The sequence below is a fragment of the Ruegeria sp. CJ6 genome (assembly GCF_056536665.1).
Genome location: NZ_JBQFQB010000003.1, coordinates 151,569 through 174,988, shown reverse-complemented (window position 1 = coordinate 174,988; position 23,420 = coordinate 151,569). Strand labels below are relative to the sequence as shown.

At 57.8% G+C, this 23,420-nt stretch carries 26 protein-coding genes and 3 tRNA genes; 15 read left to right on the top strand and 14 right to left on the bottom strand.

Annotated features, from left to right (window positions below; genetic code table 11):
* Positions 1-90: 90 nt before the first annotated feature.
* A complete protein-coding gene (locus ACR0BT_RS10525; protein WP_480763099.1) occupies positions 91-1,563 on the top strand; it encodes an ArnT family glycosyltransferase in 1,473 nt (490 codons plus the stop codon).
* 86 nt (positions 1,564-1,649) lie between these two features.
* Here ACR0BT_RS10525 and ACR0BT_RS10520 read toward each other — a convergent pair.
* Positions 1,650-1,733 (bottom strand) — tRNA-Tyr (locus ACR0BT_RS10520).
* A 116-nt stretch (positions 1,734-1,849) separates the two neighbouring features.
* Here ACR0BT_RS10520 and rlmB point away from each other — a divergent pair.
* The 5 genes from rlmB (at position 1,850) to ACR0BT_RS10495 (ending at position 4,757) form a co-directional block, all read left to right on the top strand.
* Positions 1,850-2,623: a 23S rRNA (guanosine(2251)-2'-O)-methyltransferase RlmB gene (gene rlmB, locus ACR0BT_RS10515; protein ID WP_170392093.1), complete on the top strand. Its 774-nt coding sequence runs from the start codon at positions 1,850-1,852 to the stop codon at positions 2,621-2,623.
* Between the two features lie 12 nt (positions 2,624-2,635).
* Entirely contained in the window at positions 2,636-2,911 is a 276-nt protein-coding gene (locus ACR0BT_RS10510; protein WP_255612144.1) for a hypothetical protein, read from the top strand.
* A gap of 175 nt (positions 2,912-3,086) precedes the next feature.
* The gene (locus tag ACR0BT_RS10505; protein WP_170735482.1) at positions 3,087-3,458 is read left to right on the top strand and encodes a YHS domain-containing (seleno)protein; all 372 of its coding nucleotides are present in this window, start codon (positions 3,087-3,089) and stop codon (positions 3,456-3,458) included.
* Between the two features lie 291 nt (positions 3,459-3,749).
* Entirely contained in the window at positions 3,750-4,220 is a 471-nt protein-coding gene (locus ACR0BT_RS10500; protein WP_480763098.1) for a CoA-binding protein, read from the top strand.
* A 120-nt stretch (positions 4,221-4,340) separates the two neighbouring features.
* On the top strand, positions 4,341-4,757 hold the full coding sequence (locus ACR0BT_RS10495; RefSeq protein WP_170392087.1) for a VOC family protein: 417 nt from the start codon (positions 4,341-4,343) through the stop codon (positions 4,755-4,757).
* A 53-nt stretch (positions 4,758-4,810) separates the two neighbouring features.
* Here ACR0BT_RS10495 and ACR0BT_RS10490 read toward each other — a convergent pair whose 3' ends face one another.
* The 3 genes from ACR0BT_RS10490 to hisF form a co-directional block, all read right to left on the bottom strand.
* Complete coding sequence (locus ACR0BT_RS10490; protein ID WP_480586685.1) at positions 4,811-5,359, bottom strand: hypothetical protein; 549 nt, start codon at positions 5,357-5,359, stop codon at positions 4,811-4,813.
* Between the two features lie 69 nt (positions 5,360-5,428).
* Positions 5,429-5,746: a phosphoribosyl-ATP diphosphatase gene (locus tag ACR0BT_RS10485; protein ID WP_223116789.1), complete on the bottom strand. Its 318-nt coding sequence runs from the start codon at positions 5,744-5,746 to the stop codon at positions 5,429-5,431.
* Positions 5,743-6,504, bottom strand: coding sequence for an imidazole glycerol phosphate synthase subunit HisF (hisF, locus tag ACR0BT_RS10480; protein WP_170420800.1), 762 nt, complete (start codon positions 6,502-6,504; stop codon positions 5,743-5,745). Before hisF ends, ACR0BT_RS10485 begins: the two co-directional genes overlap by 4 nt.
* Positions 6,505-6,624: 120 nt before the next feature.
* Between hisF and ACR0BT_RS10475 the strand changes: the two genes are divergently transcribed.
* Complete coding sequence (locus ACR0BT_RS10475) at positions 6,625-7,071, top strand: DUF302 domain-containing protein (RefSeq protein ID WP_480763097.1); 447 nt, start codon at positions 6,625-6,627, stop codon at positions 7,069-7,071.
* 1 nt (position 7,072) lies between these two features.
* Here ACR0BT_RS10475 and hisA read toward each other — a convergent pair whose 3' ends face one another.
* Positions 7,073-7,792, bottom strand: coding sequence for a 1-(5-phosphoribosyl)-5-[(5-phosphoribosylamino)methylideneamino]imidazole-4-carboxamide isomerase (hisA, locus tag ACR0BT_RS10470; RefSeq protein WP_170401433.1), 720 nt, complete (start codon positions 7,790-7,792; stop codon positions 7,073-7,075).
* Between the two features lie 134 nt (positions 7,793-7,926).
* Here hisA and ACR0BT_RS10465 point away from each other — a divergent pair, with 134 nt between their 5' ends.
* Complete coding sequence (locus ACR0BT_RS10465) at positions 7,927-8,328, top strand: DUF2147 domain-containing protein (RefSeq protein ID WP_170563813.1); 402 nt, start codon at positions 7,927-7,929, stop codon at positions 8,326-8,328.
* Between the two features lie 3 nt (positions 8,329-8,331).
* On the opposite strand, the gene hisH is transcribed toward ACR0BT_RS10465, so the two are convergent.
* A complete protein-coding gene (hisH, locus tag ACR0BT_RS10460) occupies positions 8,332-8,970 on the bottom strand; it encodes an imidazole glycerol phosphate synthase subunit HisH (protein ID WP_170401427.1) in 639 nt (212 codons plus the stop codon).
* Entirely contained in the window at positions 8,971-9,558 is a 588-nt protein-coding gene (gene hisB / locus ACR0BT_RS10455) for an imidazoleglycerol-phosphate dehydratase HisB (protein WP_480763096.1), read from the bottom strand.
* A 153-nt stretch (positions 9,559-9,711) separates the two neighbouring features.
* Between hisB and ACR0BT_RS10450 the strand changes: the two genes are divergently transcribed.
* Positions 9,712-9,951 (top strand): Lrp/AsnC family transcriptional regulator, encoded by a 240-nt coding sequence (locus ACR0BT_RS10450; RefSeq protein WP_170325761.1) that lies wholly within the window; start codon positions 9,712-9,714, stop codon positions 9,949-9,951.
* Here the strand turns inward: ACR0BT_RS10450 and ACR0BT_RS10445 are convergent.
* The 3 genes from ACR0BT_RS10445 to ACR0BT_RS10435 form a co-directional block, all read right to left on the bottom strand.
* Positions 9,948-10,814: a GNAT family N-acetyltransferase gene (locus ACR0BT_RS10445; RefSeq protein WP_480763094.1), complete on the bottom strand. Its 867-nt coding sequence runs from the start codon at positions 10,812-10,814 to the stop codon at positions 9,948-9,950. The two genes, ACR0BT_RS10450 and ACR0BT_RS10445, sit on opposite strands and share 4 nt — an antisense overlap.
* A gap of 85 nt (positions 10,815-10,899) precedes the next feature.
* Positions 10,900-10,974 (bottom strand) — tRNA-Gly (locus ACR0BT_RS10440).
* A 33-nt stretch (positions 10,975-11,007) separates the two neighbouring features.
* A tRNA-Gly gene (locus tag ACR0BT_RS10435) sits at positions 11,008-11,082 on the bottom strand.
* A gap of 149 nt (positions 11,083-11,231) precedes the next feature.
* Here ACR0BT_RS10435 and ACR0BT_RS10430 point away from each other — a divergent pair.
* Complete coding sequence (locus ACR0BT_RS10430) at positions 11,232-11,384, top strand: hypothetical protein (RefSeq protein ID WP_170625276.1); 153 nt, start codon at positions 11,232-11,234, stop codon at positions 11,382-11,384.
* 9 nt (positions 11,385-11,393) lie between these two features.
* On the opposite strand, the gene ACR0BT_RS10425 is transcribed toward ACR0BT_RS10430, so the two are convergent.
* Positions 11,394-11,777 (bottom strand): MAPEG family protein, encoded by a 384-nt coding sequence (locus tag ACR0BT_RS10425; RefSeq protein ID WP_170625277.1) that lies wholly within the window; start codon positions 11,775-11,777, stop codon positions 11,394-11,396.
* 71 nt (positions 11,778-11,848) lie between these two features.
* Entirely contained in the window at positions 11,849-15,286 is a 3,438-nt protein-coding gene (locus tag ACR0BT_RS10420; protein ID WP_480763093.1) for a pyruvate carboxylase, read from the bottom strand.
* A gap of 293 nt (positions 15,287-15,579) precedes the next feature.
* Here ACR0BT_RS10420 and ACR0BT_RS10415 point away from each other — a divergent pair, with 293 nt between their 5' ends.
* Complete coding sequence (locus ACR0BT_RS10415) at positions 15,580-17,976, top strand: ATP-dependent helicase (RefSeq protein WP_480763092.1); 2,397 nt, start codon at positions 15,580-15,582, stop codon at positions 17,974-17,976.
* A 3-nt stretch (positions 17,977-17,979) separates the two neighbouring features.
* Here ACR0BT_RS10415 and ACR0BT_RS10410 read toward each other — a convergent pair whose 3' ends face one another.
* Together ACR0BT_RS10410 and ACR0BT_RS10405 are read right to left on the bottom strand one after the other, a co-directional pair.
* On the bottom strand, positions 17,980-18,270 hold the full coding sequence (locus ACR0BT_RS10410; RefSeq protein WP_170392063.1) for a DUF1330 domain-containing protein: 291 nt from the start codon (positions 18,268-18,270) through the stop codon (positions 17,980-17,982).
* Positions 18,271-18,644: 374 nt separating this feature from the next.
* Positions 18,645-18,869 carry a DUF1127 domain-containing protein gene (locus ACR0BT_RS10405; RefSeq protein ID WP_170392061.1) on the bottom strand — a complete coding sequence of 75 codons (225 nt, stop codon included), beginning with the start codon at positions 18,867-18,869 and terminating at the stop codon, positions 18,645-18,647.
* A 936-nt stretch (positions 18,870-19,805) separates the two neighbouring features.
* Between ACR0BT_RS10405 and mraZ the strand changes: the two genes are divergently transcribed.
* From mraZ to ACR0BT_RS10385, 4 genes are read left to right on the top strand one after another with little or no spacing between them, the layout of a single operon-like run.
* A complete protein-coding gene (mraZ, locus tag ACR0BT_RS10400) occupies positions 19,806-20,273 on the top strand; it encodes a division/cell wall cluster transcriptional repressor MraZ (protein ID WP_480439182.1) in 468 nt (155 codons plus the stop codon).
* Positions 20,274-20,277: 4 nt separating this feature from the next.
* A complete protein-coding gene (gene rsmH / locus ACR0BT_RS10395) occupies positions 20,278-21,270 on the top strand; it encodes a 16S rRNA (cytosine(1402)-N(4))-methyltransferase RsmH (protein WP_480615123.1) in 993 nt (330 codons plus the stop codon).
* Positions 21,267-21,635 carry a cell division protein FtsL gene (gene ftsL / locus ACR0BT_RS10390; protein WP_170392057.1) on the top strand — a complete coding sequence of 123 codons (369 nt, stop codon included), beginning with the start codon at positions 21,267-21,269 and terminating at the stop codon, positions 21,633-21,635. The genes rsmH and ftsL overlap by 4 nt, the downstream gene beginning before the upstream one ends.
* Positions 21,632-23,419, top strand: a complete 1,788-nt coding sequence (locus ACR0BT_RS10385; RefSeq protein ID WP_170392055.1) for a peptidoglycan D,D-transpeptidase FtsI family protein — start codon at positions 21,632-21,634, stop codon at positions 23,417-23,419. Before ftsL ends, ACR0BT_RS10385 begins: the two co-directional genes overlap by 4 nt.
* The last annotated feature ends 1 nt before the right edge of the window (position 23,420 follow it).

Below are 23,420 nucleotides of genomic sequence, written 5' to 3'. Positions count from 1 at the left end.
CTTGAGCCCACACATCGGGTCTAGCTTCGGTCAAAGTTGCAATCCGGCGGCCAGGTATCCTGGGCGAGTGCCGACGAAATGGGCTTATCCATGATCGAAGATCAGTGCGTCTCAGATGAGCGATCTCTGGAAGCCGCTTGCGGGGTCGATGACCCGGCAGCGAAGCAATCCCGTCTCGATGGGTTGATGTCGACAGATCGCTTCTGGTTAAGCATAGTCACGGCTTACTTTCTGCTTCATGTCGTATTGCGAGTTGCAACCGGCGGCGCGCTTGGTCTGGATGAGGCTGAGATACTTCTTGATGCGCGCCGCTTGGAATGGGGCTACGGCCCGCAACTGCCACTTTATGCCTGGCTGCAATGGGGCATCTTTCAGATAACCGGTCCCGGCATATTAGGGCTGTCACTGCTGAAAAACGGGATGCTGCTGGCGACGGTTGTCGCGCTGTACCTGACCATACGAACCCGTCATGCGCCACTGTGGGCAGGGCTGTCGGTCCTGTCACTTCTGATGCTCTATCAGTTTAGTTGGGAGGCGCAACGCGCGCTGACGCATACCGTTCTGGCCAATCTCTGCTCGGTTCTGACCTTCGCGGTGATTTGGGGGCTAATTCGCAAACCGACGACTTGGGGATTCGTCTTGCTGGGCGTAGTCGTGGCAATGGGAAGTTTGTCAAAATACAACTATGCGATCGCGCTGCTGGCCATGTTGCTGGCGGCTTTCAGTGCATCTGAGACGCGCAAGCCTCTCTGGTCGCCTCGACTGCTGCTTTCGTTGGGTGTCGCCGCATTGCTTGTCACACCACCGATGCTATGGGTTCTGAACAATCCCGAACACGCATTTGCAAGCGCGCGCAAGTTGGACATGAGCAGCGATGGCCCAACCACATTGATCGCGCTGCAAGGCTTGGTTGAGTTGGCCTTGGCGTCGGCTGGGTTTGTATCGCTCTTGCTAATCGTCCTGGGTGTTCTCTGGTTGGTCTACCTCAGACAAGGGGTGGCCGCCAAAGGCGATGATCTGAGGCGATTGATGACGCGTACTCTGGTCTGGGCGTTGTTACTTATGGCGGCTGTAGTGATTGTGAGCGGAAGCACCAACGTAAAGGATCGCTGGCTGCAACCGATATTGATTTATGCCGGCCCCGTGCTGTGTTTGTGGTTGTTACCGAGTGCAGGTCGTAAAGGCGTAAGGCGATTTGCCCAGGTCAGCGCCGTTCTGGCGGTGTTTATTGGACTGGCGATGCTGCATCACAATCTGGCAGGGGATGCCAAACGCGCGGCCCCTTTCGCTACTTTGACCTCTGAGATAATCGCGCAAACAGCGCCCGAAAATGCAATTGTTGCTGACAATTGGATTTCCGGAAACATGGCCTATTTTGCGCCCGATCATCCTGTTTACAGCGATCGGGACCCGCGCGCGCCAAATGCTGCTCTTCGGGTTTGGGAATCGGCTCGAAATGTCCCGAAGGACGTCGACCCAGCACAGGTGAAAACCTTGGTTGCGCCATACCGCTTTGACAACAACGAAGAGATGACGCTGTCATTTGGACCTGTGTCGCAATAGCGCGGGGACCATGGCAACTGACAGCGCGCGGTGCAATCAAACAGATATCGGCCTGAACGAATGGGCCAAATTTATCGGTGAGTAAGTGGTGGGCGACCCTGGAATCGAACCAGGCGTGCGTCTCCGCGAGGGAGTTACAGTCCCCTGCCACACCTTGCGGCCTGTCGCCCACTGTCAGGCGTTGCACCTGACGTGGAGGCGTGATTACTAGCGCGTCTAAAGGGCGTCAACAGGAAAATACCGCTTTGACGCAGGAAACCGAATTCCCGGCCCGGAGGCCCGTATCATGAAGAAACCAAAGTGGGTCGTTGAGAAGGAACAGGCGCGCAAAGCGGCTGCGGCAGAAACCGTCTGGCTGTTCGGTCTACACGCCGTGCGCGACGCGCTGATGAACCCGAAACGGCAGAAGCTGCGCCTGATTGTGACGCGCAATGCCCGCGACAAACTGCTGGAAGCTATTGAATTTGCGGAGATTGTACCCGAGATGGTTGATCCGCGAAAATTCACCGCACCGATTGATCCGGGATCGGTTCATCAGGGCGCGGCACTTGAGGTCAAGCCGCTGGAATGGGGTGGGCTTGCCGAGAACTGTATTGGGCAGGAAAACCCACGTGTGCTGCTGCTGGACCGGGTGACAGACCCACATAACGTCGGGGCGATTCTACGCTCGGCAGAAGTGCTGGGCGCCAGCGCCGTCATTGGCACCCGCCACCATTCAGCGCCCGAGACCGGCGCTTTGGCAAAAACCGCCAGCGGCGCGTTGGAACGACAACCCTATCTACGCGTGCGCAATTTGGCCGATACGATCATCGAGTTGCAGAACATGGGGTATTTAGTCCTGGGTCTGGATGGTGAGGCCGAACAGACGATAGAAGCCACGCTGGGCGACAAGCGTGATCGCCCGGTGGCGCTGGTGCTTGGGGCCGAGGGGCCTGGGTTGCGGCAGAAAACCAAAGAAACCGTCGATCAATTGGTAAAAATTGACGCGGCGGGGGGATTTGGTTCTCTAAACGTCTCAAATGCCGCGGCTATCGCACTATATGCATCCAAACCCAGATGACAGGAGGCCCCCATATCCACTCCACATAAAATTGCCACCTGCTGCTATTGCGGTACCCGTGCCGCATTGGTTCTTCGGGGAAAGCAACAGCACGAGCTGAGTTGCGCAAGCTGCGGCGCACCCCTGCATAATCTCAAGATGGTGCCAAAAGCCAAACTGGCAGATCGGCCGATCAAAAGTTACCAGCCGGCACAGAAGCACAAAAAATACAAAAAGAAGAAAAAGCGGGGTCTGTTCTCAAAGGTGTTGGACGAAGCCTGGGACGTGATCGAAGACGTTTTCGATTAACAACCGCACGCCCGTTCACATCGGCGTCATGGGGGTTTCAGATACGGTTTGAAATATGCATCTTGAAGCCCTCTAACCGCAATCCAGTGAATCACCTATGTTGTCTCGACGTTCCTTCTTGATCAGTCTCTCTTGTACCCCGTTTGCCTCTGTCGTCGGTGCGCAAGAAATGCCCATGTTCTACGTGGACGATGGGATGGCGGTCTCAGGCTATGATGCGGTTTCTTATTTCAAGGCTGGAGCACCAGAGTTGGGTCAGCCCGACATAGCGCTGATGTGGAAGGGTGCGATTTGGCGGTTTGCGTCAGAGGAAAATCGCGATCGATTTGAACGCAATCCGCGCGCCTATGCCCCGCAGTTTGGTGGTTACTGCGCCTATGCGATGGCGAAAGGTCTGCTAAGCAGTACCGATCCCAAGGCATGGCAGATTGTGGATGGGCGGTTATATCTGACCCACTCGGAAGCGATCGAACGTATCTGGGAACGCGATGTCACCAATTACATCCGCGAGGCCGAGGGGCATTGGCCTGCGGTTCTTTACCAATAAAACCTATTGCTCTTGGCTTAAGATCGGCGCGCGGCTTATGTAACGAGCCGTTCTGACCATGATCGCCGAAGGAAATGCGCACGGTCCCATTCGGCGGCATTCCGCCTTTTGTGATGTGTCATCACAAAAATGCGCGCGACCTCTTTTTTTTAGAAAACTCATGCTTAAATGTCACAGTGACCGCGGAATGGAACTGCCGCGGGTCATTTCACTGTCCCTCGTTCCAACAACTGGCGCTCAGGAGTTTCCTGGGCGCTTTTTTCTTTGCATGCGCTTGCTTATGGTGTGCTCATGAATGACTACTCCGACGATGTTCTGTCCCAAATCCTTAGGCGCACCAAAGTGGTTGCGGTGGTTGGGGTTTCAATGAACCCGGTGCGGCCCAGCTATTACGTGGCGCGTTATCTGTCGCTCAAGGGATATCGGGTGATTCCGGTCAATCCGGGCCATGCAGGCAAGATGCTGTTTGGCCAGACGGTGCAAGCTTCGCTGTCCGATATTCCCGAGCCCGTCGATATGGTTGACATCTTTCGCCGCTCCGAGGCCGTGCCACCCATTGTCGACGAGGCGCTGGATGCGTTTCCCGACTTGCGCACCATCTGGATGCAGATCGGAGTTGAACATGCCGAGGCCGCTGCTAAAGCGCAGGCCCGCGATATCGACGTAGTCATGAACCGCTGCCCCAAGATCGAATATCAGCGCTTGTTTGGCGAACTGCGTATGGGTGGGTTTGCGACTGGAGTGATTTCGTCCAAGCTGTGACGGCCCTGACGTTTGTGTCTACGTCCCGGCCTGAATTGAACAGAAATAGTGCATTTGTTGAGGGGGAGGTCCAATTGACCTATACCCATTCAGCAAACCAATAAGACAGGACCATGCGGAATGATTGCTTATGTGACTGTTGGTGTTGACGATATCACGCGTGCCGAGCGGTTTTATTCGGCGTTCCTGCCCGCCCTTGGTTATGCGTTGGAGCGGTATCACGGAGACTTGAGCTATGCGCTGCCAGTGCCGCCGGGGCAATCCCCGGTTCAGCCCGAGTTCTATGTAAAATCACCCTTTGATGGAGGCGCGGCTTCGGCTGGCAACGGGTCCATGGTGGCGTTTGAGGCGCGCACCCAACAGCAGGTTCGCGACCTTCACGCCGCTGCGCTTGCCGCAGGCGGGTCTGACGAAGGCCAGCCGGGCTTTCGCGCCTCGTATGGTCCGAATTTCTATGTCGGCTATCTGCGCGATCCTCAGGGCAACAAAATCGCGCTGTTTTCCAGCAATCCAAACGAGCCGGGGCGCGACGGGTAACGCTTTCGTCGGGTCGCTATGGCGCTTCGATCACTGCCCGCAGAAGCTCAGTCTCACGGGCTGGATGTTTGTTCCTGTCGCCGCTTTTCCAGAACCACTTCGCGTGGAACCCACTCGTAACGGGTGTCCTCAACCAGGGGCGACCAGAATAGCACTCCGCCATAGCGCCAGGGATCCAAGACAACGCCTTCGTACATGCTCTCTCCCTTGCGGCTGATAATGGCAGTGCTGTGGTCGATGCGGAACGGGTTATCCGCGTTGGCGATGGCGCGGTGCATTTCCAGAGTGCGGAACTGCTCCTGATCCAGTCGCCGCTCAATATCTTCAGCCCAGTGCCAGCACAGACCACGCGGACGCAGACCTTTGTTGACCTTGGCGTTGTGGATAAGCGGAGGGTCGGTGATCTCGTATTCCTGCGCCAGTTGCGCAGTATAGGCATAGGCGATGCGGGCGGCGCGGGTGGCCTCTTCCGGGTCGATATCGGGGCCGAGGCTTTGGATTTCAGCCGCCAGCCGCTGGACCTCATCTCCGGAAGACGGGGGAGGGGTGGCACAGGCGGCGAGGGTGGCAAGCGCTGCCGCGAACACCAAAGCTCTGATCATCTGCGCGTCCTTTGCCTCAATGCACCCGAAGCCGCAGTATAGCGGGCCGGGTCATCGCACGAAACCCGCTTAGTCTTTTGGTCGGGATGCCTTTTCCGTGATGCCGCTGGTGCCCTGTCGACGGGCCAGTTCGCCGAGCACATCATCCAGCGCAACATCGCGCGCAGCCAGCATCACTAGCAGGTGATAAAGCACATCAGCCGCCTCGGAGGTCAGTTTTTCCCTGTCCCCTTTGGCGGCTTCGATGATTGCCTCAATGGCTTCTTCGCCGAATTTCTCGGCACATTTCTCGGGGCCTTTGGCCAACAGCTTGGCGGTCCAGCTGCTGTCTGGATCTGCCCCTTTACGGGCCTCTATCGTAGCCGCCAGATCGTGCAGAATGCTCATGTCAGCCTCATCGGAATGCCAGCGGCGGCCATATGCTCTTTGGCCTCGTGGATGGTGTATTCGCCGAAATGGAAGATCGAGGCGGCAAGCACCGCGCTGGCCCCACCTTTGGTCACACCTTCGACAAGATGGTCCAGATTGCCTACGCCCCCGCTGGCGATGACCGGCACTTCCACCGCGTCACTGATCGCTCGGGTCAGGGGCAGGTTGAACCCGGCCTTGGTGCCATCGCGATCCATCGAGGTTAGCAGGATTTCACCTGCGCCCTTTGAAACGACGGTTTTGGCAAATTCAACGGCGTCGATGCCTGTTGGTTTGCGTCCGCCATGGGTGAAAATCTCCCACTTGCCGGGGCTGACCGTCTTGGCGTCAATGGCGCAGACAATGCACTGGCTGCCGAACTGGTCCGCTGCTTCGGCGATGACGTCCGGATTCGCGACGGCGGCCGAGTTAAAGCTGACCTTATCAGCCCCCGCCAGCAACAGGGCCCGCACGTCATCTTTGGTGCGCACGCCACCACCTACAGTCAGAGGCACAAAGCACTGCTCTGCCGTGCGTTGGACCACATCGAACATCGTGCCGCGGTTCTCATGCGTCGCATGGATGTCCAGAAAGCAGATCTCATCCGCTCCGGCAGCGTCGTATGCCTTGGCCGATTCCACGGGGTCACCAGCATCGCGCAGGCCAACGAAATTCACACCTTTGACCACACGGCCATCGGCGACATCCAAACAGGGAATGATGCGGGTTTTCAGCATGGGCTTTCCTTTGCTCGGGGCACCTGTACCGGCAAAGCCCCGCCGATGCCAGACTTGTGATTGTGATCTGTCGCGAAGCCATGGAAATTAGGGGTGAAATTTATGAAAAGGATTACCCAGATGCGACAACTTCTTTTGGCTTCAATTCTCACATTCGGAGGCGCCCTGTCCGCCATGGCTGACGACATCATCAAAGTGGAAACCAACAAATCCGTGGCCGAGGCGCTGGACGCGCTGGAAGCCGCCGTGGGTAATGCGGGCGCCACCGTGTTTGCCCGCGTGGATCACGCGGCGGGGGCGGAAAAGGTCGGAACGCCGATCCTGGCCAATCAGGTGCTGATTTTCGGCAACCCGGCTCTGGGCACTCCCGCCATGCAGATCGACCCGCGCGCGGGGCTGTTCTTGCCGCTGAAGGTGCAGGCCTACGAAGACGCAAACGGACAGGTCTGGCTGGCTTATGAAGATCCGAAAGAGACGATGGACGAGCTCGACGAAGTAGAGAAATCCCCCATCATCGAAAAGATGCGCGGCGCTTTGGCGAAACTGACCGCCGCCGCTGCTCAATAACTCAGTTCAGGGCGCGAATGGCCTCTTTTAGGTCAATCGCGCCATCATAGAGCGCGCGGCCAGAGATCGCGCCGTTCAACTCGACGCCACAATCACGCAGAGCGATCAGGTCGTCCAGCGAGCTGACACCGCCCGAGGCAATTACCGGAATCGAAACCGCCTGCGCGAGCGCCGCCGTGGCTTCGATATTCGGACCCTGCATCGCACCGTCGCGGTTGATGTCTGTATATATGATCGCTGCCACGCCAGCGTCCTCGAAACTGTGCGCCAGATCGGTGACCTGTACGTCGGTCTCTTCGGCCCAGCCCTTGGTGGCAACCATGCCGTTTCGTGCATCTATACCGACGGCTACCTTGCCCGGGAAGGCTTTGGCAGCTTCGCGCACCAGATCTGGGTTTTCGACTGCAACGGTGCCCAGAATCACCCGCGCCAGACCTTTTTCGATCCAGGTCTCGATTGTGGCCATGTCCCGGATACCACCACCCAGCTGAGCGGGCACATCACAGGCTTTCAGAATTGCCTCAACGGGTGCCGCATTAACAGGCTCCCCGGCAAAAGCACCGTTCAGATCAACCAGATGCAGCCACTCGCAACCAGCCTCGACAAAGGCGCGGGCCTGCGCAGCAGGGTCTTCGTTAAAGACCGTCGCCTTATCCATTTCACCACGCAGCAGGCGCACGGCGTTGCCGTCTTTCAGATCGATGGCGGGGTAGAGGATCATGTCGGGCGGCCCTATATCACTGTTACACGCGCGGGATATCGCACAGGCAGGGCAGGGGCGCAACGCGACGCTAAGTCATTCTTGCCCGGTGCCGAACGGCAGGTCAGACTGACCGGAAAGACAGGGAGATAACCATGAAGACATATTCTCTTGCAGCGGTCTTCGCTGCGATGGCCACCACCGCCTTTGCAGCCGATCCGGTAGACGGGCTGTGGAAGACCGCTCCGGGTGACACGGGCGGCTATTTGCATGTGTCGATTTCGGAATGTGGCAGCGCCATCTGCGGAACTATCGACAGCGCATTTGATGCCCAAGGCAACCAACAGCTGGAGTACGAAAACCTTGGCAAGCAGATCATCTGGGACATGATCCCCGAGGGCAACGGCAGCTATGACGACGGCAAAATCTGGGCCCCGGATCGCGACAAAACCTATAGCTCGAAAATGACGCTGGACAGCCAGAACAAACTGACCGTTAAGGGATGTGCCGTTGGGGGTCTGGTCTGCCGGGGTCAGGTCTGGACACGGGTTCAGTAAACCTCAGGGCTTCCAGGTCAGGAAATTGCCGATCATCCGCAGGCCAACGTCTTGACTTTTCTCAGGGTGAAACTGCATCCCAACCATAGTGTCGCGGCCAATCACGGCCGTGACCTCTTGCCCGTAGTCCACATAGGCCAGCCGTTGCGCCGGATCCATCACCCGGAAGTGGTAGGAGTGCACAAAATAGGCGTGATCGCCTGATTTTATCCCGTCAAAGACCGGATGGTCGCTTTCCAGAATCAGATCGTTCCAGCCCATATGTGGCACCTTGAGCGCGCTGTCCGAGGGCTCGATCTTCACAACATCACCTGCGACCCAGCCCAGACCGTCGGTCTCAGCATATTCATGGCCCTTGGTCGCCATCAGCTGCATTCCGACGCAGATGCCCAGAAACGGGCGGCCTTTCTGCTCGACGGCTTCTACCATAGCGTCATAGATGCCTTTGTGGCCGCGCAACTCGGCGGCGCATGCCGGGAAAGCGCCATCACCGGGCAGAACCAATCGATCAGCCCGCGCGACAACATCTGCATCCGATGTCACGACGACCTCGCCCGCATCCAGTTCGCGGGCCATCCGTTGAAACGCCTTCTCCGCCGAGTGCAGGTTACCGCTCTCGTAGTCAATGATGGCTGTCAGCATCTACAGCGCGCCCTTAGTCGAGGGAATCGCATCCGCCTTGCGTGGGTCGGTTTCGACCGCATCGCGCAAAGCACGGGCAACGGCCTTGAAGGCGGCCTCGGCAATGTGGTGGCTGTTCAAGCCATGCAACTGATCAATATGCAGGGTGATCCCGCCATGGGTGCTGAGCGCCTGAAAGAACTCGCGCACCAGCTCGGTGTCGAACGTGCCGATCTTTTGCGTCGGCAGGTCCACATTCCAGATCAGGAACGGACGAGCCGACAAGTCCAGCGCACAGCGTACTTGTGCGTCATCCATGGGCAGATGGCACTCGCCATAGCGGCGAATACCCTTCTTGTCCCCTAGCGCCTGCGTCAGCGCCTGACCCAGCGCGATTCCGGTATCCTCGACCGTGTGGTGGTCGTCGATGTGATAATCACCCTTGGCCCGGATCGTCATGTCGATCAGCGAATGGCGCGCCAACTGGTCCAGCATGTGATCAAAGAACCCGACACCGGTCTGGTTGTCATACTGGCCGGTGCCGTCCAGATTGACCTCGACCGAAATCTCGGTTTCGGCGGTCTGACGACTGATCTTAGCGCTGCGCATGGGCGAATTCCTTTTGCTACAGGGCGCTTATAGACGCGGATGAACGGCCTATCCAGACCGCTTTAAGCCTTCGCTGCAAACTGTTGCAGGGGATTGCACCTGGGCGCGGCCCGTGCCAGCCTGCGGGCAACACGAACCAACAAGGCCCGGCCCATGTCCACCTGCGTTTTCATCCAGATCCGTTGTAAACCCGGCACCACTTACAAAGTCGCCGAAGAGATCGCGCTGCGTGAAATCCATTCCGAATTGTATTCCACAAGCGGCGAATACGACCTGCTGCTGAAGCTCTACATCCCCGAAACCGAGGATGTGGGCCATTTCATCAACGAAAACCTGCTGGTGATTCCCAATATCGAACGCTCGCTGACCACGATGACGTTCAAGGCGTTCTAGCCCAGTTCAAACGTCGTGATGCCATATATCCGGTCAAGGTCGATGTCTGGCGCGTGACTGGAATACATGCGCCCCGTTTCAAATACCTTGGTCAGCCCCAACTGTTTGGCCAATTCCATGGCTTGTGCGTTTGGATTAGGCTTGTCGATGAATACCTCGGCCTTTGCCTGATCGGCGGGTAGCGTCGTCAGAAGGGAAACCAAAAGCGCCTGCGCGATTTGTGGATTGTTGGCAAACAGAGGCCCGACCTTGTGCCCGCTCAGGCAGCGCCGCAACGTTGCATAGCCTTTGATCCGCCCATTTTCCTCAAACACCCGCGAAACGTGGCTGGGTGCCTCCAACCAGCCGCGCAAGAACGTGTCGCGCGCGGCGGGGAACAGGCCTCGGTCATACGACTTTAGATCATCGGTTAGTGCGTTGATTGGACGAACCCGAGTGTCCTCCACGCGACCCAGGGCATCCAGGATGCCGCCGACGGTGCCCGCGAATCGATAATTGTCATACGCCAGTTCAAAACCGAATTTCCGATAGTTGTCCTGCTGTTCGACCACACCATCCATGCCCATGTTACGATCCTGGCAATGTGCCTTGACCGCTTCGGCGACCTGCAATCCGTATCCCGAGCCGCGAAACTCGGGACGCACGATGTAGAAGCCAAGAAATGCGTAGGCATCATCGTAGTTCACGGCGGATGCGGACGCGATCATCTGGCCGTCCAGGAAACCGCCCTTGAATCCTTCGGGGTCCGAACTGCGAAAACAGACCGCGTCGTGCAGCCCGGGGTTCCAGCCTTCCTGTCCCGCCCAATCTACAGCGGTTTGAAGTTCGTCTGCTGTTAAGGCGCGAATGACGTAATCGGGCATATCCGCATCTCCGTCGTAATTTCATGTGCAGCAAAGATGCCGTAGCAATCGCGAAAGAACCAGCATGTTCGGAGAGTTTGGTATCTGGAGCGGGCGAGGCGATTCGAACGCCCGACCCTAACCTTGGCAAGGTTATGCTCTACCCCTGAGCTACGCCCGCATCAGATACTTATATGGTCCGTAGACCTCTCAATGGAGCGGGCGAGGCGATTCGAACGCCCGACCCTAACCTTGGCAAGGTTATGCTCTACCCCTGAGCTACGCCCGCGCCGTTGAGTGAGGAGGGATGTATAAATTCCCACACGAGGCTGCAAGCGGAAAAACACAAAAAACAGCAAAAAATCTTTCGACGGAAATTCGGGGCTGCGGTGTTCAAGAGATATAGCAGTGAACGAAATAAGGGATTGGGCAGAGGAAATGAAAGATATTGCAGATATTAAGATGGCGGCATTGGCGGCGCTGATTGTTCTTACCACCGTGATCTACAGTCAGAGCGATGAAACACTGGCAGAGGCGCAGCCTAGCCTCCCGCATGCTCCTTTGATCGAAACGCAGGTTTGGACGGGCTAAATCGCGCGCTCAAACAGCCAATGCGAGGTTCGCGATCGCGGCAATCAGAATTGCAGTGAAGGTCAGACCCATTCCGATCTGGCGCAGGATGATGACCTGTGGGGTCTTGCCAAAACCATAAGCGTGCAGAAGCCTGCCCGCCAAAAGTAACATCCCCAGCAGGTTCACAAGCCAGTCGCCAGCATCTTGCAGTTCGACCATGGCGATAAGCAGCAAAGCAAAGGGAGCGTATTCGGCGCAGTTCGCATGCGTTCGCATTGCCTTGATCATGGCCTTGTCGCCATGATCCCCGACCGATATTTTGCCCACCCGGCGTTGCCGAATGACATTCACGCTGAGTGCGACGTACAGAAATGCGATCAACGCGGCGTAGATCGGGGTGATGGTCAGCATGCGGCCTCCTGATGTTGAAAGGGCCGCCCGGTTCCCCGAACGGCCCTTATTAGCTTAGAAGGCTAAACCGGTTATTCCAGTTCGACCAGCAGATCCTTGGCGTCGATTTGACCTCCGGGCTGGACGTGAACGGCCTTGACCACCGCGTCGCGCTCGGCGTGGATACCTGTTTCCATCTTCATCGCTTCGATGGTCAGCAGCAGATCGCCTTCTTTGACTTCTTGACCTGTGACAGCGGCAACAGTTGCAACGACACCCGGCATTGGCGCGCCGATATGGTTGGGGTTACCAACTTCGGCCTTTGGCCGCTGAGCGGTTGATGCTTTCACCAAACGGTTCGGCACGCGGATCACGCGGGGCTGACCGTTGAGTTCGAAGAACACGCGAACCTCGCCATTCTCGTCCGTCTCGCCGATGGCCTGACAGCGAATCTCCAGCGTCTTGCCTGGATCGATCTCGGCGGTGATCTCCTCGCCCGGCTCCATGCCGTAAAAGAAGGTACGCGTGGGGAGAGTACGGACCGGGCCATAAGTGCGGTGACGGCCCATATAGTCGAGGAACACCTTGGGATACATCAGATATCCATTCAGGTCCTCGTCATCGATCTCTTTGCCCTCAAGCTGTTTGGACAAATCGGCGCGGGTGGCCTCGAGATCGACCGCTTCGACATGCTTGCCGGGGCGTTCGGTGTTGGGGGCCTCGTCCTTCAGGACCTTCTGGATGATGGTATCGGGGAACCCGCCCGGAGGCTGACCCAGATTGCCGCGCATCATGTCCACCACCGAGTCGGGGAAGGCGACATCAGTGTTCGGGTCTTCGACCTGCGCGCGGGTCATGTTCTGGCTGACCATCATCAGCGCCATGTCACCGACCACCTTGGACGACGGCGTCACCTTGACGATATCGCCGAACATCTGGTTCACGTCCGCATACATCTGAGCAACCTCGTGCCAGCGTTCTTCGAGTCCAAGCGAACGCGCCTGTGCCTTGAGGTTGGTAAACTGACCACCAGGCATTTCGTGCAGATATACCTCGGAGGCCGGGGCCTGCAGGCTGGACTCGAAGGCCGCGTATTGGCCACGCACTGCCTCGAAATAGTCGCTGATCTCACGGATGGCCTTGATGTCCAGCCCGGTGTCTCGCTCGGTATGGCGCAACGCCTCGACCACGGTGCCGAGCGTTGCCTGAGAGGTGTTGCCGCTGAAACTGTCCATCGCGCAATCCACCGCGTCCACACCGGCCTCGGAGGCGGCCAGAATGGTGGCACTTGCAATGCCTGCGGTGTCATGGGTGTGGAAGTGGATCGGCAGCCCGACCTCTTCCTTCAGCGCCCGGATCAGGATCTTGGCGGAGGCCGGTTTCAGCAGTCCGGCCATATCCTTCAGGCCCAGCACATGTGCGCCAGCGTCACGCAGTTCCTTGGCCATTCCGACATAGTATTTGAGGTCATACTTAGCACGGTCCGGGTCCAGAATATCGCCGGTATAGCAAACGGTGCCTTCACAGATCTTGTTGTTTTCGATCACAGCATCCATGGCGACGCGCATGTTCTCGACCCAGTTCAGCGAATCGAACACGCGGAACACGTCGACACCCTTGGCCGCCTGACGCACAAACTCCTGCACCACGTTATCGGGATAGTTGGTATAGCCAACCCCGTTCGCCCCGCGCAGCAGCATCTGGGTCATCAGGTTTGGCATCGCCTCACGCAGATCACGCAGGCGCTGCCAAGGGCATTCCTGCAGGAAGCGATAGGCGACATCGAAAGTTGCACCGCCCCAGCATTCGACGCTGAATAGCTGCGGCAAGTTCGCAGCATAGCTGGGTGCTACTTTGATCATATCGATCGAGCGCATCCGGGTTGCCAGCAGCGACTGGTGCCCGTCGCGCATGGTGGTGTCGGTGATCAGCAGTTGACGCTGCGCTTTCATCCAGTCAGCAACCGCCTGCGGGCCTTTTTGCTCCAGCAGGTTGCGGGTGCCCATCTGCGGTTCGGCCTTGGGCGCGGGGGGCCTGGCCTCTTTCAGGTCGGGGCGCGGCATCGGGCGGTCCTTGGTTTCGGGATGCCCGTTCACAGTGATGTCGGCGATATAGTTCAGAACCTTGGTGCCCCGGTCGCGGCGCTTCTTGAACTGGAACAGGTCCGGTGTCTCATCGATGAACTTGGTGGTGTATTCATTCGACAGGAAAGTCGGGTGCTTTAGCAGGTTTTCGACAAATGCGATGTTGGTGGAAACACCGCGCACACGGAATTCCCGCAGCGCACGGTCCATCCGCGCAATCGCCTTTTCTGGCGTTGGGGCCCAAGCGGTCACCTTGGTCAGCAGCGAATCGTAATACCGCGTGATCACACCGCCTGCATAAGCGGTGCCGCCATCCAGACGGATGCCCATGCCGGTGGCCGAGCGATAGGCGGTGATGCGGCCATAATCGGGGATGAAGTTGTTCAGCGGGTCCTCGGTTGTCACGCGGGTCTGCAACGCGTGGCCGTTCAGGCGGATATCGTCCTGGCTGGCTTTGCCGGTGGCCTCGGCCAGCGTCTTGCCCTCGGCAATCAGGATCTGAGCCTGCACGATGTCGATGCCGGTGACTTCCTCGGTGACGGTGTGTTCCACCTGCACGCGCGGGTTCACTTCGATGAAATAGAACTTGCCGGTGTTCATATCCATCAGGAACTCGACTGTGCCCGCGCATTCATAGTTCACATGGGCGCAGATACGGCGGCCCAGCTCGCAGATTTCGGCGCGCTGTTCTTCGGTCAGGTACGGGGCAGGCGCGCGTTCCACGACCTTCTGGTTGCGGCGCTGGACCGAACAATCGCGTTCATAGAGGTGGTATATCTCACCGTGCTTATCGCCGAGAATCTGCACCTCAACATGGCGGGCACGGGTGATCATCTTTTCCAGATAGCCCTCACCGTTGCCAAAGGCGGCCTCGGCTTCGCGGCGGCCTTCCAGCACTTTCTCTTCCAGTTCATCCTCGGACAGGATCGGGCGCATCCCGCGTCCGCCACCGCCCCAAGACGCTTTCAGCATCAGCGGATAGCCGATCTCGGCTGCCTCGGCCTTGATGGCTACCATGTCGTCGCCCAACACCTCGGTCGCCGGGATAACCGGAACGTCGGCGGCAATCGCCACTTTCCGAGCGCTGGCCTTGTCGCCAAGCGCGCGCATGGTCTCGGCCTTGGGTCCGATGAAGGTGATGCCGTTCTGAACGCAGGCATCCACGAAATCCGGGTTTTCGGACAGCAAACCGTAACCGGGGTGGATCGCATCTGCGCCGCTTTCTTTGGCCACCCGGATGATCTCGTCAATCGACAGATACGCCGCAACCGGTCCCAGATCTGCGCCAATGCGATAGGCCTCATCCGCCTTGAACCGGTGCAGGCCCAACTTGTCCTCCTCGGCGAAGACCGCGACGGTGCGCTTGCCCATCTCGTTGGCTGCCCGCATCACACGGATGGCAATCTCGCCGCGATTGGCAATCAGGATTTTCTTGAAGTCTGTCATTTCAGGTCCCGGTCTTAATGGCTGTGGCCTTGTGCATAGGCGGACAATACGGCCACGTACATATGTAGTTCTGGGTAGAACCGGCATGTTAACGCTCGCAAACGCCGCCCTTTTGCGCAAACTTATTGCACATGCTGCATTGCGGCATCAATCCCCCGTAGAAAAGAGCAGATTATGCCCGTTTCCCCGAATATCTTCGCTGCGCCCTTTGGAGGGATGATTCTATTTGATTTGAGCGAACAAGCCGTGAACAAACCCTTTCCCTCCGCGCCCATCCGACGTAGTTTAGAGCCATGAGCAGTTTTGACGAATTGGACGCCTTCGAAGGCGCATCGCTGTCGGCGCGGGCGATGCCTGCGACCTCGGCTGAGTACCTCAACGATCTCAACCCGGCGCAGCGCGAAGCGGTTGAGCGGCTGGATGGTCCGGTGCTGATGTTGGCTGGTGCGGGCACGGGCAAAACAAAAGCTCTGACCGCTCGGATCACCCATCTGCTCAGGACACATAGGGTGCGCGAGAATGAGATTCTGGCGGTGACCTTCACCAATAAGGCCGCGCGAGAGATGAAAGAGCGGGTAGGGCGGATGCTGGGCCGACCCGCTGAGGGGATGCCGTGGCTTGGCACCTTCCACGCAATTTGCGTCAAGCTGCTGCGTCGCCATGCGGAACTGGTCGATCTGAAATCGAACTTCACAATTTTGGACACTGACGATCAGAAACGGCTGCTGAAACAGCTGACTCAAGCCGCCAACATTGACGACAAGCGCTGGCCCGCTCGGATGCTGGCCGGGATCATCGATGACTGGAAAAACCGAGCGCTGACGCCCGACAAGGTGCCTGCTGCGGATGCGGGGGCCTATAATCACAAGGGCATCGAGCTTTATGCCCAATACCAGACCCGCCTACGCGAGCTGAATGCGGTGGATTTCGGCGACCTGTTGCTGCACATGGTCACGATTTTCCAAACCCACCCGGACGTGCTGGAGCAATACCAGCGCTGGTTCCGTTACATCCTTGTGGACGAGTATCAGGATACCAACGTCGCCCAATATCTCTGGCTTCGTCTGCTTGCAGGGGGCCACAAGAACATCTGTTGCGTCGGCGATGACGATCAGTCGATCTATGGCTGGCGCGGAGCCGAGGTGGGCAACATTCTGCGGTTCGAAAAGGACTTCCCTGGCGCCTTTGTGGTCCGGCTGGAACAGAACTACCGCTCGACCCCGCATATTCTGGCCGCTGCGTCCAACGTCATTCGTGGCAATGAAAGCCGCTTGGGCAAAGAGCTTTGGACCGATCGCGAAGAGGGTGAAAAGGTCCGTCTGATCGGCCATTGGGATGGCGAGGAAGAAGCGCGTTGGATCGGGGAAGAGATCGACGCGATGCAAGGTGGCACGCGCGGTGTGCGGCCGGTGAACCTTGATGAGATCGCGATCCTCGTACGCGCTTCGCACCAGATGCGGGCGTTTGAGGATCGGTTTCTGACCATTGGTCTGCCCTACAAAGTGATCGGAGGGCCGCGATTCTACGAGCGGATGGAGATCCGTGATGCCATGGCCTATTTCCGGCTGGTGGTCAGCCCCGAGGATGATCTGGCCTTCGAGCGGATCGTGAACACACCCAAACGCGGCCTCGGCGACAAGGCGCAGCAAACGATTCAGGTGGTGGCGCGCGAGAATGGCGTGTCTTTGGTCGAAGGGGCGCGGATCGCGGTCGATAACAGCCTGATCAAGGGCAAGGGTGGCAAGGCGCTGCGCGAACTGATCGACGGGTTGGCGCGGTGGAATGCAATGACGCGCGGGCCTCGGATCGAGGTGGACGATGATACGGTGATTGATGACGGTGTTTCACCGATCCGATACGGCGCGCCCGAGCATTCGCATATCGAGCTGGCGCAGATCGTCTTGGACGAATCCGGCTATACCGCGCATTGGCAGAACGAAAAGACGCCCGAGGCGCCGGGGCGGCTGGAAAACCTAAAAGAACTGGTCAATCAGCTGGACAATTTCGAAAACCTGCAAGGGTTTCTGGAGCATGTCAGTCTGGTGATGGATAACGAGCAGGACAGCGACGGGGCCAAAGTCTCGATCATGACGCTGCACGCGGCCAAGGGGCTGGAGTTTCCCGCGGTTTTCCTTCCGGGGTGGGAGGATGGATTGTTCCCTTCTCAGCGTTCGATGGACGAATCCGGTATCAAAGGCCTCGAAGAAGAACGAAGGCTAGCCTATGTTGGTATTACCCGTGCAGAAGAAGTCTGTACGATTTCCTTTGCAGCCAACCGACGGGTGTTCGGACAATGGCAGAATTCGATGCCGTCCCGGTTCATTGATGAGTTGCCCGAAGATCATGTGGAAGTGCTGACACCTCCGGGGCTCTATGGGGGTGGTCAGCAGGCAGCCGGGATCGAAACCCGCGCAGCCGAGGCGAATGTCTATAACTCTCCGGGCTGGAAGCGGATGCAGGCGCGGCAGGGGCAATATGGCATGTCTCAGCCAAAGGAAAGCCGGAATACTGTGATTGATGCGACAGCCGTGGCCAGCTTTACGCTGGGCGAGCGAGTGTTTCACCAGAAATTCGGCTATGGCGCAGTGATCGGCATCGAAGGTGATAAAGTCGAGGTCGATTTTGACAAGGCGGGGAAGAAGAAAGTGGTCTCGCGCTTTCTGACCAACAAGGATGACGTGCCGTTCTGACGCTCACAACCCTTCGACCAGCACAAGATTCGCCCTCGCCGTTTTTTGCCTGATCTTGGCTAATTCGACATAGTCCGGATCGTCCTTCCACGCGTTTGCGGCAGCCATATCCGGAAACTCCATCAGGACGATACCATCTTCTTCCCAACTGCCTTCGATCACTTCAACGGGTTTTGAGGATACGGTCAGAAGCCTTCCGCCATGCCGGTCAAAGATCGGCATGAATCCTTCGAGGTATTTCTGGTACCCATCCGGGTCATGAATGGAAATCTGGGCGATGAAATAAGCGGCCATGGGAGACACCTGACAAAGCGTTCACGACCCCAGCCTACATCTTGTGCGCAAAAAACGAAAAACGGCGGTTCCCAGGGAGGAGGAGGGGAACCGCCGTTCTTTTCTACATCAGGGCAGGGAGGAGGAAGCCCCGATGTATCCGAACCCGGGTTTGATCCCGGTATGAGGAAGACGCGGCGACGTCAGGGAGGAGGAAGACGTCGCCGCGCGCTTTCAACATCGAGGCAGGGAGGAGGAGAGCCCCGATGTATCAGGTTCCGGCGGTCAGGGCCGGTATTAGGTGCGGCAACGTCAGGGAGGAGGAGAGACGCTGCCGCTGAAATACAGGTCCGAAAGGGAGGAGGACGGACCTGATCTCGGTGTTCTTGATGCGCTTACCGCGCGATCTGCTCTTCGGTGGCCTGTTGGGCCAGCCGGCGGATCATCGAGCGGTGCAAGCCCAGATCAGCCAATTCCCGATCTGACAGCCCCGACAATTCGTTGACTGTCTGACGGTACAGGCGATAACGAGCAACCCGGGTTTTCACGGTCTCAACCAGCGTTGAGATTCCATTTGCCGGTGTGCCTTTCAGAGCTGTTTGTGTGCTTGCGACTGCCATCTTCATGATCCGTTCATTCTTACTGTTGCCGGCATCGTCCGGCGTTTGCTTGAGACTGAAGATAGGCAAATGCTGCGATTGCACAATAGTTCGCGTCGTCAATGCTGCTATGCAGCAAATGCATGGATTGGCAGGATAATCCGGTACGCCCCAATAATTGCCTTTAAAATACTGGTTTTCGCGTGTGGTTGACGTTTCGTGTGTCCAGACCCTGTGATGGTGACCGCTCATCTATTGAGCGGAATTGGCGTTTGTTTGGGCATGTTGTGTCAACTCAGGAGGGGGCAAATCTTCTCACCGCAGGTCCGGCGCCTGGGGTGAAGGTGCTATGGGAAAGCATGGGTCGCCTATGGGAATGGCCTTTAAAGGGACCGCGATTCGTCCTCTTCGGCTGTCATTCATGGGTGTCTGCGCCAAATAATGCATAATTCTAATAATTATTGGGAATTCATGGGAGGGATAATTTACGCATCAATTCTTACATATTTAGTGTTAGTGAGCATTAGGAGCACAATTTGTGGCATATTTGATCCGAGTTTCGATTGTATTAGTCTTGATCTGAAGCCTGCATCAGGCCTCCATATGCAAATTTCCTATTGATTTCCATGAATTCCCATGGCATCCCTTGTGTACCCGATGAGGGCGAGGACAGTTAAGGGGCGCCAAACGACCCCGAACCAAAAATACAAAAACAGGTTTCATACAGGCATCTCGCTTTCATCACTTAACAGATCCGGCGCGCGGGCGAGCAGACATCCCCCCAGGTGGCGCGCGCAGCTGGACATCCCGCAAAGCGGGTCAATGCGGCGGGTTGATCAGTGGCAGCAGATCAACCCGCCGTTTTACTTCCGGGGGGAACGTGAATTTTGAGGTGGGGCGCAAGCGAAAGGGACAGTCGTCTTGGCGCGCAGGTTTAGAGGCGAAAGCCAGCATAAGGTGGATACGAAGGGCAGGGTCTCGATCCCGGCCTCGTTTCGTCGTGTGCTTGAGGCCTCGGACCCCAGCTGGCAACCCGGTGACAATCCTGAACTCGTGATTGTCTATGGCGACCACCGCCGCAAATACCTTGAATGTTACACCATGGAAGCGATCGACGAGGTGGATGCCAAGATCGATGCGCTGCCACGTGGCTCGATGCAGCGTCGGATGCTTCAGCGGATGTTCCATGGTCAGTCCTTCCCGACCAATGTGGACGAAACGGGTCGTTTGGTGCTGCCCGCAAAGCTGCGCAACAAGATCGACCTTGAAAACGAGGCGTTCTTTATCGCCGCCGGTGATACCTTCCAGATCTGGAAGCCCGAGACATACGAGGCCGAAGAACTGGCCACCACCGAGGAATGGCTGGACGATCTGCCAGATGACTTCGATCCGATGCAGTATCTCGATGGCATCGGGGATGGGTGACGGCATGGCCGGCGCTCAGACCTCGTCGAACAAACCTCATATCCCCGTACTGCTGCGCCCGTTGCTGGCCGCTGTGGCGCCGGTATCCGGTGCCTGGCTGGACGGCACATTCGGCGCAGGCGGCTATACTCGTGCATTGCTGGAGGCCGGGGCCGAGAAAGTCATTGGCGTCGATCGCGACCCACTGGCATTTGAAATGGCCGCTGACTGGGCTGGGGAATATGGTGACCGGCTGGTGATGCAGCAGGGCGTGTTCTCTCGCATGGATGATTATGCACAGGACCTGGATGGCGTGGTGCTGGACCTTGGTGTCTCATCCATGCAGTTGGATCAGGCTGAACGCGGTTTTTCCTTCATGAAAGACGGTCCGTTGGACATGCGGATGAGCCAAGATGGTGAAAGCGCAGCTGATCTGGTGAATACGGCAACCGAGACGCAATTGGCCGACATCCTGTTCCATTTCGGTGAGGAACGCGCCAGTCGTCGTATAGCAAAGGCCATCGTCAAGGCGCGGGCCGAAGAACCGATCACAACAACTCTGCGGCTGGTCGAAATCATCGAATCCTGCCTGCCGCGCCCCAAACCGGGCCAATCGCACCCGGCGACGCGCAGTTTTCAGGGGCTTCGGATCGCGGTGAACGCAGAATACGAAGAACTGTTTCAGGGGCTTATGGCCGCCGAGCGCGCTTTGAAGCCGGGCGGGCAACTGGCCGTTGTGACTTTCCATTCCATAGAAGACCGGATGGTGAAGCGGTTCTTCCAATCGCGCGCGGGCAAAACCGGACGCGCCAACCGTTATGCGCCTGAGATGGAGCAGGAGAAGCCGCAATTTACACTCAAGACCCGCAAGGCCGTTGGGCCGGATGAGCAGGAACTTGAAGAAAACCCACGTGCACGCTCGGCAAAATTGCGTGTCGCGATAAGAACGGATGCCCCGGCAGGGGAAATTGAGGCCCGGGCCATCGGCATGCCGCAATTGGGGGGAAGGGCAAGATGAAGAGTATTCTGTACGTGTTGACTGCACTGTCCGTATTCGGGTTGGCGCTTTGGGCTTATCAAGAGAACTACCGCACGCAGCAGGTGCTGAAGGAAACGCAGTCGCTGCAAGGCCAGATCGGTATGGCGCAGGCGCGACTCGCCGTGCTGAATGCCGAATGGGCCTATCTAAACCGGCCTGATCGTTTGCGTGAGCTGGCGGACTTGAATTTCGAACGTCTCAGCTTGCTGCCTCTGCGGGCTGAGCAGTTTGGTCGCGCCGATCAGATTTCCTATGGCGAGGACCCGGATCTGCCCATCGTCGACCCGCTTGAAATACAGGACGTCACTGACATTCAGGCACTGATCGAGGTGCAGGTTCCATGACCCGTACACCACTTCGCCCTCTGGCCCGTATCCTCGACGCCCGTGCAAAGGGTGAAAACCCCAAGGCGATTGAGAGAGAGAACATCCGCAAACGCCACGAAGACATGAAAGACCGCGCCCGTGCGCGCGCCGAGGGCCGCCTGTTGGTGTTGGGTCTTTTCTTCTTTTGCGCCTTTTCGGTCGTAGGCTTTCGTATGGGCGTTCTGGCGACATCCGAGGCGCAAGAACCATTGGCAAGTGCGCCGGGGGCCTCCATCGCCATGCAACGCGCCAATATCGTGGATCGCGAAGGCCGTATTCTGGCGACCAATCTGGACACCTATTCTGTCTATGCGCAGCCACCGCTGATGATTGACCCGATCGCCGCAGCCGAGCAACTGGTCGCTATTTTCCCTGATCTGGAAAAAGAGCGTTTGGTCAAAGACTTCACCGGTAAGCGAAAATTCCTGTGGATCAAGAAGCGCATCTCGCCCGAGCAGAAGCAGGCGGTGCATGACATCGGTGATCCCGGCATCCTGTTCGGCCCGCGCGAAATGCGGCTATATCCCAATGGCAGACTCGCGGCGCATATTCTGGGCGGCTCGGGCTTTGGCCGCGAAGGTGTCAGCGCAGCCGAGGTGATCGGCGTAGCTGGCGTCGAAAAACAGTTCGACGGCTATCTGCGCGACCCGGCCAACGGCAACAAGCCGCTGCAACTGTCGCTGGATCTGACCGTTCAAGCGGCGGTGGAACAGGTGCTTTATGGCGGCATGAAGATCATGAACGCCAAAGGAGCCTCGGCGGTTCTGATGAACGCCCATACGGGCGAGGTCGTCTCGGCCGCGTCGTTGCCGTCTTTTGACCCCAATGACCGTCCGCGCCCACCGACCTCGGGCTTCGATCCCTCGGACAGCCCGCTGTTCAATCGCTATGTACAGGGTGTCTATGAGCTGGGTTCGGTGTTCAAAATCTTCACCGCCGCGCAGGCGGTGCAGCTAGGTCTGGTGAACTCCAACACCATCATTGACACTTCCGGCCCAATGAAAATCGGGCGCTTCCCGATTGGCGAGTTTAACGGCAAGAATTATGGTGAGATCAGTGTCTCGGATGTAATCAAGTACAGCTCGAACCGAGGCACCGGGCGGCTGGCCTTGCAAATCGGGGCCGACCGGCAACAGGATTTTCTGAACGCGCTGGGCATGTTCGACCCAACCCCATTCGAGATTGTCGAGGCCAAGGGCGGGCAACCGCTCAAGCCCAAGAAATGGGGTGAGTTGAGCACCGTGACGATTTCTTATGGCCACGGCCTTTCGACCAGCCCCATGCATCTGGCCGCTGGTTACGCAGCGATTGCCAATGGCGGGTACTATGTCAGCCCCACGATCCTGCGCCGCAATGGCCCGCAATACGGCCCTCGCGTGATGTCCGAAAACACCGCCAAGCAGGCGCAAAATATGCTACGCAAAGTGGTCACGGATGGCACCGCCAGCTTTGGTGATGTCAAAGGGTACGACGTGGCGGGAAAAACCGGTACTGCCGATAAACCCAAGCCGCGTGGCGGGTACTATGAGGACAAGGTGATTGCCACCTTCGCCACCATCTTCCCGGCTTATGATCCGAAATATGTGCTAATCGTCACGCTGGATGAACCGTCCATCGTGGCCTATGGCGAAAAGCGCCGCACGGCGGGTTGGACTGCCGTTCCCGTTGCTGCCGAACTGATTGGACGGGTGGCGCCGCTATTGGGTCTCAGACCCCGGCTTGAGCCTGAGGCGCGCGCTGCTATAACGCTGACCTCAAATTAGG